Origin of the sequence: Ferrovibrio terrae, assembly GCF_943371255.1 — a bacterium.
GTDB classification, from domain to species: domain Bacteria; phylum Pseudomonadota; class Alphaproteobacteria; order Ferrovibrionales; family Ferrovibrionaceae; genus Ferrovibrio; species Ferrovibrio terrae_B.
In genome coordinates, this window is record NZ_CALRUC010000012.1 from 1 (window position 1) to 12,429 (window position 12,429).

General features: G+C 63.6%; 12 protein-coding genes. 11 read left to right on the plus strand and 1 reads right to left on the minus strand.

The window, feature by feature from the left end:
- Window positions 1-1,587: HAMP domain-containing protein (locus AAG799_RS04515; RefSeq protein WP_341894609.1), on the minus strand; the 1,587-nt coding region annotated here is incomplete at its 3' end.
- Window positions 1,588-1,763: 176 nt separating this feature from the next.
- Here AAG799_RS04515 and AAG799_RS04520 point away from each other — a divergent pair.
- Genes AAG799_RS04520 through AAG799_RS04570 form a run of 11 tightly spaced genes read left to right on the plus strand, consistent with a single transcriptional unit; the run spans window position 1,764 to window position 12,368 of the window.
- On the plus strand, window positions 1,764-2,375 hold the full coding sequence (locus AAG799_RS04520) for an aminodeoxychorismate/anthranilate synthase component II (RefSeq protein WP_341894610.1): 612 nt from the start codon (window positions 1,764-1,766) through the stop codon (window positions 2,373-2,375).
- Complete coding sequence (gene trpD, locus AAG799_RS04525) at window positions 2,372-3,448, plus strand: anthranilate phosphoribosyltransferase (RefSeq protein WP_341894611.1); 1,077 nt, start codon at window positions 2,372-2,374, stop codon at window positions 3,446-3,448. The genes AAG799_RS04520 and trpD overlap by 4 nt, the downstream gene beginning before the upstream one ends.
- Window positions 3,445-4,251: an indole-3-glycerol phosphate synthase TrpC gene (gene trpC / locus AAG799_RS04530; protein ID WP_341894612.1), complete on the plus strand. Its 807-nt coding sequence runs from the start codon at window positions 3,445-3,447 to the stop codon at window positions 4,249-4,251. The genes trpD and trpC overlap by 4 nt, the downstream gene beginning before the upstream one ends.
- The gene (gene moaC / locus AAG799_RS04535) at window positions 4,248-4,730 is read left to right on the plus strand and encodes a cyclic pyranopterin monophosphate synthase MoaC (protein WP_341894613.1); all 483 of its coding nucleotides are present in this window, start codon (window positions 4,248-4,250) and stop codon (window positions 4,728-4,730) included. The genes trpC and moaC overlap by 4 nt, the downstream gene beginning before the upstream one ends.
- Window positions 4,727-5,935, plus strand: a complete 1,209-nt coding sequence (gene glp, locus AAG799_RS04540; protein WP_341894614.1) for a gephyrin-like molybdotransferase Glp — start codon at window positions 4,727-4,729, stop codon at window positions 5,933-5,935. Before moaC ends, glp begins: the two co-directional genes overlap by 4 nt.
- A 3-nt stretch (window positions 5,936-5,938) precedes the next feature.
- Window positions 5,939-6,814: an MBL fold metallo-hydrolase gene (locus AAG799_RS04545; protein WP_341894615.1), complete on the plus strand. Its 876-nt coding sequence runs from the start codon at window positions 5,939-5,941 to the stop codon at window positions 6,812-6,814.
- A complete protein-coding gene (locus tag AAG799_RS04550) occupies window positions 6,814-7,266 on the plus strand; it encodes an N-acetyltransferase (protein ID WP_341894616.1) in 453 nt (150 codons plus the stop codon). Before AAG799_RS04545 ends, AAG799_RS04550 begins: the two co-directional genes overlap by 1 nt.
- A gap of 23 nt (window positions 7,267-7,289) precedes the next feature.
- Window positions 7,290-9,011 (plus strand): RimK-like ATPgrasp N-terminal domain-containing protein, encoded by a 1,722-nt coding sequence (locus AAG799_RS04555; protein ID WP_341894617.1) that lies wholly within the window; start codon window positions 7,290-7,292, stop codon window positions 9,009-9,011.
- Between the two features lie 59 nt (window positions 9,012-9,070).
- Window positions 9,071-10,300 carry an MFS transporter gene (locus tag AAG799_RS04560; protein WP_341894618.1) on the plus strand — a complete coding sequence of 410 codons (1,230 nt, stop codon included), beginning with the start codon at window positions 9,071-9,073 and terminating at the stop codon, window positions 10,298-10,300.
- Window positions 10,300-10,854: an ureidoglycolate lyase gene (locus AAG799_RS04565; protein WP_341894619.1), complete on the plus strand. Its 555-nt coding sequence runs from the start codon at window positions 10,300-10,302 to the stop codon at window positions 10,852-10,854. The genes AAG799_RS04560 and AAG799_RS04565 overlap by 1 nt, the downstream gene beginning before the upstream one ends.
- Window positions 10,851-12,368, plus strand: coding sequence for an AMP-binding protein (locus tag AAG799_RS04570; protein WP_341894620.1), 1,518 nt, complete (start codon window positions 10,851-10,853; stop codon window positions 12,366-12,368). Before AAG799_RS04565 ends, AAG799_RS04570 begins: the two co-directional genes overlap by 4 nt.
- Window positions 12,369-12,429 lie beyond the last annotated feature (61 nt).

Consider the following 12,429-nt stretch of genomic DNA (forward strand, 5'->3'; position numbering starts at 1 on the left):
CTGCTGCGCGCTGCGATTGGCATCCTGTTTCAAGCGGTCGAACACACCCTCGTAGCTGGCGTCAATGCGATGCGTGAAATCACCACGCGCCAACGCGCCCAGCGCATCACCCAGACTGATAAAGACCGCATCGACCGTGCCAATCAGACTGTTCATGCGCTCGCCCAGACGCGCGGTCATGCCATCCAGCTGGCTGGTATCAATACGGGCGGAGAGATCACCACCAGCTGCAGCGCTGACGGCCTCGCCCACGGCGCGATCAAGCAACTGTTCCTGCGCCTTGCGCTGCTCCTCCGCACTCTGACGGTTGCGCTCCACCTCGATCTGCAACTGTTCGTTTTCCAGGCCGTTTTCCTTGAACACCTGCACGGCGCGCGCCATGGCACCGATTTCATCGCCACGCTCGCGTTCGGGCACTTCCGTGGCCCATTCGCGATTGGCCAGACGCTGCATGGCGGTTGTCATAATGGCCAATGGATCGGCAATGCGCCGGCCGATATACAGCCAGCCGACCAGGAAAGCCGCTACGAGGCTGGCAATGGCGACAATCGCCAAGGTCGACATGCCGACCATGCTGACGCTCTTGGCCTGGTTGGTTGCCGCAGCAACGCCGATATTGGCATCCTCGACAACGCCCTGTGACAGTGCCCCCAAACGCTTGGCCGCATCGCGGCTGGTCTTCAGTGTAGAGAGCGAATACTCAAGCGAATCAATTTCCTGCTCGCGAAAACTCAGCACGCCGGTCCCGGTATCGCCGTAAGCCAGCACCGCTTTTGTTGCCTTGATCAGTTCAGGATGCGGATTGATCTTTTCAACGATGACAAGCGCCTTGCTCACGCGCTCCGACGTGGTTTCAAACCGCTTGGTAATGGCTGCCAACTCAGCCCGGCTGGCCGCCTGCGCGCCCACGGCAAGCTGGCCCACCGCATTGTTGACCTCGCCGATCAGCGTGGCTGTGGCCTGCACCAGGGCAAGATCGTTGTTGGCCATGCGGGTCAGCGAGCGCTCGATCCGGGCGAGATCGCCGCTGCGCGTCACGCTGGTCATGCTGCCATTGAGATCGACCACGGCGTCGTCGATCAGCGGGTTGGCAAACTGCAGGAAGGTTTCATGCGCCTTGGACAGGGCCTGGGTTTCCTGGAAGCGCTGCTCGCTGGTCTGGATGCGGGCCGACACCAGCTGCTGCAAGCGGTTGATGTTGGCCAGCAGCCCATCGGTTTCCTTCTTGATGGCATCCAGCTTCTCACCGGTTACCCGCGCGGCAACCAGATCCAGAACGCTGCGGATATCGGCTTCGCGTTCCTTGATGCCGGCTGCAGTGACCTTGACCTCGGCCTCGTTGGTGGCCGAGACCAGATCCGGGGCAGCGCCAGCCAGATCGGCGACCCGTTCGGCCAGGGCCAGGGCCGCAACAACCGAGGACACCCCCTCGTCGGTGACTGTGGTGATTGCGCTGTCCAGACGGGACAGCGAAAACCAGCCTGTGGCCGCCGAGATCAGGGCAAACGAGGCAATTGCTCCTACTGCAAGGTAAAGTCGTTGCCGAATCCCCCCCTGCCGCTTGGTCGTCACCGGCGCACCGGACATTGCACTTCCCCTCTCGATTCTGCTCAGAGGCGATTGTTCTGGGTTTTTCCGTTACCCGCAATACCATTGATTCTACAAAAGAAACTGGAACTTGGGATACTAGCAACACGGGTGTCGGGCCGTGGCATTGGCGCGGCCGGGTATGCTAGGCTGCGCCACTTGAGGAAAACGCGCCCATGCTGGTCCTGATCGACAATTACGACAGTTTCACCTGGAACCTGGTTCACTATTTCGGCCAGGTCGGCGCTCCGGTGCGGGTGTTTCGCAATGACGAGACCACACCAGAGGCCATTCTGGCCCTGAAGCCCGCCGGGGTGGTGCTGTCGCCCGGCCCCTGCGATCCGGACCGGGCCGGCATCTGCCTCGCCATGATCGACAAGGCCGCCGAGAGCCGGCTGCCGCTGTTCGGTGTCTGCCTGGGCCATCAGGCCATCGGCCAGGCGTTCGGCGGCAAGGTCGTGCGGGCCCCTCAGCCCCTGCATGGCAAACTCAGCCGCATGCACCATACCGGCGAGAGCATCTTTGCCGGCCTGCCGCAGGACTTCCTGGCCACCCGCTATCACTCGCTGGCGGTCGATCCGGCCACCCTGCCCAACAGCCTGACGGTCACCGCCCGCTCCGAGGATGGTGTCATCATGGGCCTGGCCCACCGTGACCTGCCGATCCATGGCGTACAGTTCCATCCAGAAAGCATCGCCTCAGAACACGGACTTGCGATGCTGGCGAATTTTGTGCGCTATTGCGGCCTTCCGGTGGGTGATATTTCGGGGCGCGGACAGGCGGCATGAGTGCGGATGTAACGGAATTCAAGCGACTGCTGGGGCTGGTCGCCAGCGGTGCACGGCTGGGCATCGATGATGCCTGCACCGCCTTTGACGTGATGATGTCGGGCAATGCCACGCCGTCACAGATGGGCGCCTTCCTGATGGCACTGCGCGTGCGCGGCGAAAGCGTCGACGAGATCACCGGCGGCGCCATGACCATGCGTGCCAAGGTCAACGGCGTGAAAGCACCGGCTGACGCCATTGACATCGTCGGCACCGGCGGCGACGTGAAGGGCACCTGGAATGTCTCGACCTGCTCGGCCTTCGTACTGGCCGGCTGTGGCGTGCCGGTCGCCAAGCACGGCAACCGCGCGGTCTCATCCAAGACCGGGGCGGCCGATGTGCTGACCGCACTCGGCGTCAATATCGACTGCGATTTCCGCCTGATTGAAAAAGCGATTGTAGAAGCCGGCGTAGGTTTCCTGATGGCGCCGCGGCATCATGGCGCCATGCGCCATGTAGGCCCCACCCGTGTCGAACTCGGCACCCGCACGATCTTCAACCTGCTGGGCCCTCTCAGCAACCCGGCGCTGGTGAAACGCCAGCTGATCGGCGTGTTCGACCGCCAGTGGGTGCAGCCGCTGGCCGAAGTAATGGGCAAGCTGGGCGCAGAGAAAGTCTGGGTCGTGCATGGCTCCGACGGTCTCGACGAGATCACCACCACGGGACCGACCTACGTTTCCGAAATGGACGGCGGCAAGCTGCGTCATTTCGAGATCACGCCGGAAGATGCCGGCCTGCCGAAGGCACGGCTGGAAGATCTGAAGGGTGACGAGCCGACCGCCAATGCGGTGGCCTTGCGCGGTGTGCTGAACGGCACACCCGGTGCCTTCCGCGACATCGTACTGCTCAACACCGCTGCCGCGCTGCTGATTGCGGGCAAGGCCAAAGACCTGCGCGATGGCGCCGGCATGGCCGCGCAGGCGATCGACAGCGGCAAGGCAAGCGCTGCACTCTCGCGCCTGATCGAAATCACCCACGAACCGCCGCCGCCCGTGCCGGTCGAGGAAAAGCCCGTCAAGAAGAAGGCGTCATGAGCGACGTTCTGACCAAGATCAACGCCGACAAGCGCGACCATATCGCACGCTGCAAGACGGCTGTGCCTCCCGCCACCCTGGAGCAGCGGGCCCGTGCCACGCCGGCACCGCGCGGATTCATCCGTGCCCTGCAAACCACGGTGGCAAATGGCCGCTACGGCCTGATCGCCGAGATCAAAAAGGCCTCGCCCTCCAAAGGCCTGATCCGCGCCGACTTCGATCCGCCGGCACTGGCCCGCGCCTATGCCGCCGGCGGCGCCACCTGTCTTTCGGTGCTGACCGACGAGCCTTATTTCCAGGGCCACGACGACTATCTGCGTCAGGTGCGCGCCGTCACCACCCTGCCGATCATCCGCAAGGATTTCATGCTTGATCCCTATCAGGTGATCGAAGCGCGCGCACTGGGTGCCGACTGCATCCTGCTGATCATGGCCTCCTTGAGCGATGCCCAGGCCGCCGAACTGGAAGCTGCCGCCATCGACTATGGCCTCGATGTGCTGGTGGAAGTGCATGACGGCGCTGAACTCGATCGTGCCGTGAAGCTGAAAACACCGTTGCTGGGCATCAACAACCGCAACCTGAAAACTCTCTCTGTCGATATCGCGACCACAGAAATGCTGGCCGCGCGTGTGCCATCAGGCAAGATGCTGGTGTCAGAATCCGGCCTCTATACCAAGGCCGATCTCGATCGCATGGCAAAATGCGGTGCGTGCTGCTTCCTGGTCGGCGAGAGCCTGATGCGTCAGGCTGATGTGGAGTCCGCCACGCGCCTGCTGCTGACCGGCAAGGAACTGGCGGCATGAGCAGCGGCAAACTCACGCATCTGAATGCGGCCGGTGAGGCCCATATGGTCGATGTCTCGGACAAGGCCGAGACCGAGCGCGTCGCCCGGGCCGGTGCCCGCGTGCTGATGCAGAAGGCGACGCTTGATCTCATTCTCTCGGGCCAGGCCGCCAAGGGCGATGTGCTGGCAACAGCACGCATTGCCGGCATCATGGCGGCAAAGAAAACCTCAGACCTCATTCCGCTCTGCCACCCGCTGGCACTCAGCCAGGTAACGGTGGAGCTGACTCCGGATACAGCGGCCAATGCCATCGATATTGTCGCCACCTGCAAGCTGAAAGGCCGCACCGGTGTCGAGATGGAAGCGCTGACGGCTGCCAGCGTCGCCGCGCTGACCATCTACGACATGACCAAGGCGGTGGATCGCGGCATGCAGATCACCGATATCCGGCTGCTGCACAAATCCGGCGGCAAGTCAGGCGACTTCAACGCATCATGATTCCAGTCACGGAGGCCCGTCGCCGCATTGTCACCGCCCTGCCGCTGATGCCGGCAGAGACCGTGGCCATGAGCGCCGCTTCCGGCCGCGTGCTGGCCGAAGATGCGGCGGCCCGCCGCACCCAGCCGCCATTTGATGTCAGCGCCATGGATGGCTGGGCCTGTCGCCAGGCCGATCTTGGCACTATCCCTGCCAGGCTGAAGCCAGTCGGCCATGCCGCCGCCGGTGGCCGCCATGATGGCACCGTCGGTCCCGGCCAATGCGTGCGTATTTTCACCGGCGCGCCGCTGCCCGATGGCGCCGACGCCATCGTGATTCAGGAAGACGCCGATCTGGCCGGCGATATGCTGACCGTGCGCGAGGCCCCGAAGCCGGGCCAGTGGATCCGCAAGGCTGGCCTCGATTTCACAGAGGGTCAGGTGCTGCTGCAGGCCGGCCGCAGGCTCAGCCCTGCCGATGTGGCGCTGGCGGCAGCCATGAACATTCCCTGGCTGCAGGTGCGTCGCAAACCCCGCATCGCCGTGCTCGCCACCGGCGACGAACTGGCCCGGCCGGGCGAGCCGATCGGCCCGAACCAGATTGTCAGCTCCAACAATATCGGCCTGGCCGCACTGATCGAAGCCAATGGCGGCTGCGCCATCGACCTCGGCATCGCCCGTGACACAGAAGCTGATCTGCGCGCCAAGGCCGCTGCTGCCGCCGGCTGCGACCTGCTGCTGACGCTGGGCGGCGCCAGCGTCGGCGAGCATGACCTGATCCACAAAATCCTCGGCGGCGGCGGAGCCGGCATCGACTTCTGGAACATCGCCATGCGGCCGGGCAAGCCGCTGATGTTCGGCCGGGCTGATCTCGGTCATGGTATTTCCATCCCCCTGCTCGGCCTGCCCGGCAACCCGGTTTCGGCCCTGGTCTGTGGCCATAACTTCGTTGTGCCGGCACTGAACGGCATGCTGGGTCTCGACTGGGAGATCCGCTTCGAGATGGCGGTGAGCGGCGAGGCACTGAGCGAGAATGACAGGCGCGAGGACTATCTGCGCGCCACGCTGGTCCGGCATGATGATGGTCGTATGGTCGCCACCGCCTTCGGGCGCCAGGACAGCTCGATGCTGCGCCGCCTGAGCGATGCCGATTGTTTGATCGTGCGCCCGCCGCAAGCGTCGGCCCTGCCGGCCGGCGCACCCGTGCCGATCCTGCGGCTGCGCTGACCCATGCGCATCACCCTGCTCGGCACCGGCTGCCCCCAGGTCTCGACCAACCGTTATGGCCCGGCCAGCCTGCTGCGCTGGGGCGAGCGGCAGTTCCTGATCGACTGTGGCTCGGGCGTCACCCAGCGGCTGCTGGGCGCCGGCACAGCCGGCAAACAGATCGACGTCGTACTGCTGACCCATTTGCATTCCGACCATATCATCGACCTGTTCCAGCTGATCATCTCCAGCTGGCATCAGGGCCGCGACCGGCCGCAGCGCATCTACGGCCCGGTTGGCACCCGGCAGTATCTGAAAGGCCTGATGGCCCTGTGGAAACCGGAACTGGATCAGCGCATTGCCCATGAGAAGCGCTCGTCCACCTCGGCGCTGGAGCTGGACATCACCGAGATCGAGCCCGGCACCATCATCCGGGACGGTGACCTGACCGTGATTGCCGTGGCCGTGCGGCACCAGCCGGTCAAGGCCGCGTTTGGCTATGTCTTCACCGATGGCCGGCACAAGGTCGCCTTCAGCGGCGACACCGCCTTCTGCCCTGAACTGATCCAGGTGGCCAAGGACGCCGACGCGATCGTGCATGAATGCTTCATCCATCGCGAGATGCTGGCCATGCCCGGCCGGTCGCCGGAAACCCTGGCCAATGTCGCCAGCTATCACACCCTGTCCACCGAAGTCGGCAAGGTCGCGACCCAGGCCCATGCCCGCTGCCTGATCCTCAATCATTTCGTACCGGTGGTTTTTGACCACGCTGCTCTGCTGGCTGAGGTTCGGGCCGACTATGCCGGTCCGGTGCTTGTCGGCGAGGACCTGATGGCGTTTGACACCACCTCCCGCACGGTCAGCCATGCCGGTGGCGTCATCGCCCTGCCGCTTGGCTGATGCCGGCTCCCGCCATCCGAGTCGCCAGACCTGACGATCTCGATGCCCTGGTCGATCTGGAAAACCGCTGCTTTCGTGGCGACCGGATGTCGCGACGCAGCTATGCCGCAGCATTGCACAATCCGCGGGCAATTCTGCTGGTGAGCGGTGCGCGCGGGTCGCTGCTGGCCGCCGCGGCCCTGTTTTTTCGCAGCAATAGCAGTGCCACCCGCTTGTATACGATTGCCGTGGCCCCGGAAGCGCGTGGGCGCGGCCTTGGCGCAGCCCTGCTGGATGCCTGCGAGAAAACGGCCCGGAAACGTGGTGCGACAGCACTGCGCCTCGAAGTGAACGTCCGCAACAAATCTGCGCTCGCGCTCTATCGTAAAAGCGGCTATGGAATCAGGGAACGGATCAACCGGTATTACGAGGATGGCTCGGATGCTTTGCGGCTGGAGAAGCCGCTGTCCTGAGCCGGGAGCCGCTTCCCGCCGCCATGCATATCATCGTCGTTGAGCGCAAGACCCACTTCCGTTACCGCAATCCGGGCTGCCTGGTTCTGAACAACCGCGAGTTCATTACGCGGCCGGAACTGGTGCTGGACAAGCGCGCCAAGATCATCAACCTCAGCAACGACTATTCTTATCTCGGCTACGGCTATTACTGCTCTTTGCTGGCCGAAGCACGCAGCCAGAAGGTGATCCCCTCGGTCAAGACCATCCTGGATCTGCGCCAGCGCAGCATCTACAGCCATGCCCTGCCCGAACTGGACGAATTACTGCGGCAGCAGGTGAAGAAGCTGGTGATGCTGCCGACCGCGCCCTTCACGATGCATGTGTTTTTCGGCCGCACCGACGATCTGCGCTTCCCCGACCTGGCCCGTCGGGTGTTCGACGAATTCCGCTGCCCGATGCTCAAGCTCAGCGTCTCACCAGAAGATGGCTGGCATATTGCCTCGATCCGGCCCATGGCCTTGAGCGATCTCAAGCCGGAACAGGAATCCTTCTTCGAGCACACCCTGGAATCCTACACCCGGTCCAGCTGGCGCACGCCCAAGGCCAAACCTGCCGCGAAATACAGCCTGGCGATCCTGCACAATCCCTCCGAAGCCCTGCCGCCATCCGACCGCCGCACATTGCAGAAGTTCGTCCGCATCGGCGAACAGATGGGCGTCGAGGTCGAGCTGGTGGAAAAGAAGGATTATGCCGAACTGGCGGAATACGACGCCCTGTTCATCCGCGAAACCACGGCGCTGGACCACCATACCTACCGCTTTGCCAAGAAGGCGGAAAACGAAGGCATGGCGGTGATCGACGACCCCACCTCGATCCTGCGCTGCACCAACAAGGTGTATCTGGCCGAGCTGCTGAAGGCGAACAAGATTCCGACGCCGAAAACGGTGGTGCTAGACAATCGCGGCGTTGACGCGATCGACCAGGAAATCCCCTACCCGATCATCCTGAAGATTCCCGATGGCTCGTTCTCGCGCGGCATCGTCAAGGCCGAGAACCGTGAGCAGCTGGAAGAGGCCGCCACCCGCCTGCTGCGCGAGTCCGATGTGATCCTGGCGCAGGAATATCTCTATACCGATTTCGACTGGCGCATCGGCATTCTGCGCGGGCAACCGATCTATGCCTGCCAGTATTTCATGTCGCGCGGCCACTGGCAGGTGGTCAAGCACGGCGATGGCGGGCGCTTCACCGAAGGCGGTTTCCGTACCCTGCCGGTTGAAGCCGCCCCGCCGGAGGTGGTCGATATCGCCCTCAAGGCCGCCGGCCTGATCGGTAACGGCTTCTATGGCGTCGATCTCAAGCAGACGCCAAAAGGCGTTGTGGTGATCGAAGTGAACGACAACCCTTCGATCAACCAGGGCGAAGAGGATGCCGTTCTCAAGGACGAACTGTACCGCCGCATCATCCAGGAATTCATCCGCCGGCTGGAAGAGCGCCCCGGCAGCAGCGACCAGACCTCTGCCGGCCTGCAGGCCGTTGCGGCCGGATTCAGCCTGCCCGTGAATGGTAACGGCAGCCCGCCTTCCCCGGCCCAGATTGCGGCTCAGGTGGCGGCGAAGGTCGCCAGCGAGATTTCCGCCAAGGTTGCCGCCGAGGTGTCCAGCCAGGTGATTGCCGCCGTGCTGGGCAATGCCCGTCCCCATGCCGTTCCCGCCGAAGATCCGGCAGATGCCCCGCCGCTGCCACTGACCTTCACCCAGAAATGATGTAATCCTGTCTCTGTTGCGTTTCCCGTCCCGCCCGAGACCCCGATAAAGAGGCCAAGATGCCCGTCGCCTGGCGCATTCTGCTTTGCGCCTGCCTGAGCTACACGATCAGCCAGTTCTACCGCTCGGCCAATGCCGTCATCGGGCCAGACCTGATGACAGAGCTGGCGCTGACCCCGGCGGACCTTGGCATCCTCACGGGTGCATTCTTCCTGACCTTCTCGGTCAGCCAGTTTCCGGTGGGCATCGCGCTCGACCGCTGGGGCCCGCGCCGCACCATCCTGGTCACCCTGGTGATCGCCTTTATCGGCACCCTGGCGTTTGCGCTTGGCCGCAACCTGCTTGAACTCAGCCTGGCCCGCATCGTGCTCGGCTTCGGCTGTGCAGCGCTGCTGACCGGCCCGATGGTGCTGTTCTCGCGCTGGTTTCCGCCCGACCGCTTCGCCACGATGTCCAGTATCCTGATCGCCGTCGGCAACCTCGGTGTGATCGCATCGACCGCACCGCTGGCCTGGTTCGCTGAAGCCTATGGCTGGCGTGGCGCCTTCTATGTCACCGCAGTCATCACCGTCTGCCTGATTGCACTCTCATACTGGGCGATCGAGGATCACCCGGACCCTGACAAGGCACGCAGCGGTGCCAACGAAACCCTGGCTGAAACATTGCGGGGCGTCGGTGCGGTGATCCGCCATCCCGCCTTCCCCAATCTCTTCGCCATCATCTTCTCGGCCTATGCCACCTTCATCACCATTCTCGGTCTCTGGGGCGGACCCTATCTGCATGATGTGCATGGACTGGATGCGACGGCCCGCGGCAATGTCCTGATCTTCATGGCCGTGGGCGCCGCGGCAGGATATTTCATCTGGGGCCCGCTCGACCGCGTGTTCAACACCCGAAAATGGCTGCTGGCGGTCGGACTTGGCAGCCAGCTGGTCTGTCTCCTGGTGATCGTGCTGGTCCCCGGCCTCAGTGTTTTCATCATCACGGCGCTGTTCTGTTTCATGGGCGTGATGAATGGCTGCATCGTGATGATCTTCGCACATGCCCGCTCGGTCTTCCCGGCGGCGCTGATCGGTCGCGGCATCACCACGCTCAATATCGGCACCATGGGCGGCGGCGCATTCCAGCAGTTCCTCACGGGCTCACTGATGACCCATATGGCACCGAAAGGCACCGTGCCAACCGAACTGGACTATCGCATCATCTTCGGGGTGCAGTTCGTGATCCTGCTGTCTGCGCTGATATATTATCTGCGCACGCCGGATGCCAAACCGCACCAGACCGCCTGATGCCAGGAGAAGCCAATATCGTGTCGTCGGGGAAGCCGATCAGTGTGGATGCCATCACGCCAGAAGCCTTTGCGCCTTTTGGCTGGATGCTGGGCAAACCGTTTCCTGTCACGGAATCCGCCGTCGCCTACGGCACTGCCTGCAACGGCTTCTGGCATGAGCATATCTTCGACCCCGGCATGGGTGGCGAACATGAAGTGCTGTGGGTGACGTATAACGTCTCCGATCGCACGGTGGACCGGCTCGAATTGCACCGCCTCACCCAGCAAGCGGTCGTTCCCCTGGTCGGCAGCATCATCCAGGTTGTCGCGCTCAGCGATGCGGCTGGAAAGCCGGATCTTGCAACGGTCAAGGCATTCATGCTTTCACCGGGCGTGGGTATTTGCATGCAACCGAATATCTGGCATGCAACGCGAACCACGGGTTCGGATGCGACATGCCTGATGCTCACGCGCCGTTCAACGACAGCCGATCTTGTGGATCACCTCACCCGTGATGCTCCTGCCACCGAAACCCGCCTTCTCGATATCGATAGACTCCGCCTCAGCCGATGACCGACACCCTCCCTGCCCGTTTCAACATCGCGCGCTATTGTCTGGCCGGGAATGCCCGCCTGCGGCCCGACAAGACTGCGATGATCCTGGTCGGCGAAGCTGGTGAATTCCGCATGACCTTCGCCGAGGCCGATCTTGCCGTGCGGCGGCTCGCGGCCGGCCTGCGTGGCCTGGGCCTGGCGCCCGGCAGCCGCATCATGATCCGCATGGCCAACGATGCCGATTACGCGCTGACCTATTTCGCCACCATGGCCGCCGGTTTTGTGGCACTGCCGTCCAGCGCTCAGCTCACCGCCGCCGAGGCGGCCTATCTGCTGGAAAATTCCGGCGCCGCCGCGGTTGCCGCCAGCGCCGAACTGGCCACCAGCCTCGCACTGCCCACCGGCGTGCTGCTGCTCGATCCGGTAAAACTGCAGGCCCTGAAGCAGACCGCGCCGCTGGCCGATTACGCCGATACCGCCGCCGATGACCCGGCCTATCTGGTCTACACATCGGGCACCACCGGCCGGCCGAAGGGCGTGCTGCATGCGCATCGCGCCGCCTGGGGGCGCCGCCCGATGCATAAGGGCTGGCTCGGCCTGCAGGACAGTGATGTCATGCTGCATGCCGGTGCCTTCAACTGGACCTATACGCTGGGTGTCGGCCTGGTCGATCCCTGGGCGGTCGGCGCCACCACCGTGCTGTATAACGGCCATCGCGACATCCAGGTCTGGCCGCAGCTGATGGCACGCCATCGTGCCACCATCTTCGCCGCGGTACCAACGCTGTATCGCCAGATCCTGAAATACTGCGACCTTGACGCCCATGACCTCTCGGCTCTGCGCCATGGCGCCACTGCCGGTGAGGCTCTGGCGCAGACACTGCTGGAGGAATGGCAGACCCGCACCGGCAAGCCGCTCTACGAAGCCCTCGGCATGTCGGAGATTTCCACCTACATCTCCACCGGCCCCGGCATGACCATCAAGCCCGGCTGCCCCGGCAAGCCGCAGCCCGGCCGCCGCATCGCCATCCTGTCGCCCGATACCGACAGCACCACGCCGCTGCCGCAGGGTGAGATCGGCCTGCTGGCGGTGCATCGCAGCGATCCGTCGATGATGCTGGGCTACTGGCATCGTCCGGAGGAAGAAGCGCTGGTCTATCGCGGCGAGTGGTTCTGCGGCGGCGATCTCGCCAGTTTCGATGCCGATGGCTATGTCTGGCATCATGGCCGCAACGACGATGTGATGAATGCCATGGGCTATCGCGTTTCGCCCGTCGAGGTCGAAATGGCCGTGGCCGAACATCCCGCCGTGGCGGAAGTCGCGGTCACTGAACTGAAGGTTCGCGCCGATGTCTCGGTCGTGGCCGCCTTTATTGTGCTGCGGGAGGGCATGAGCGCCGATCCCGCTGCGCTCTCGGCCTTCACCGAGGCGCGACTGGCCGCCTATAAATGTCCGCGCGAATGGCGCTTCGTCCCGGCATTGCCGCGCACCGCCAATGGCAAGGTGCAGCGCAAAAAACTGGCGGCAAACTAGCCTGAAATAATGTGGCACCACCCTTGCAATTTCCCCATCAGAGCAACCGATGGGGTTTGTC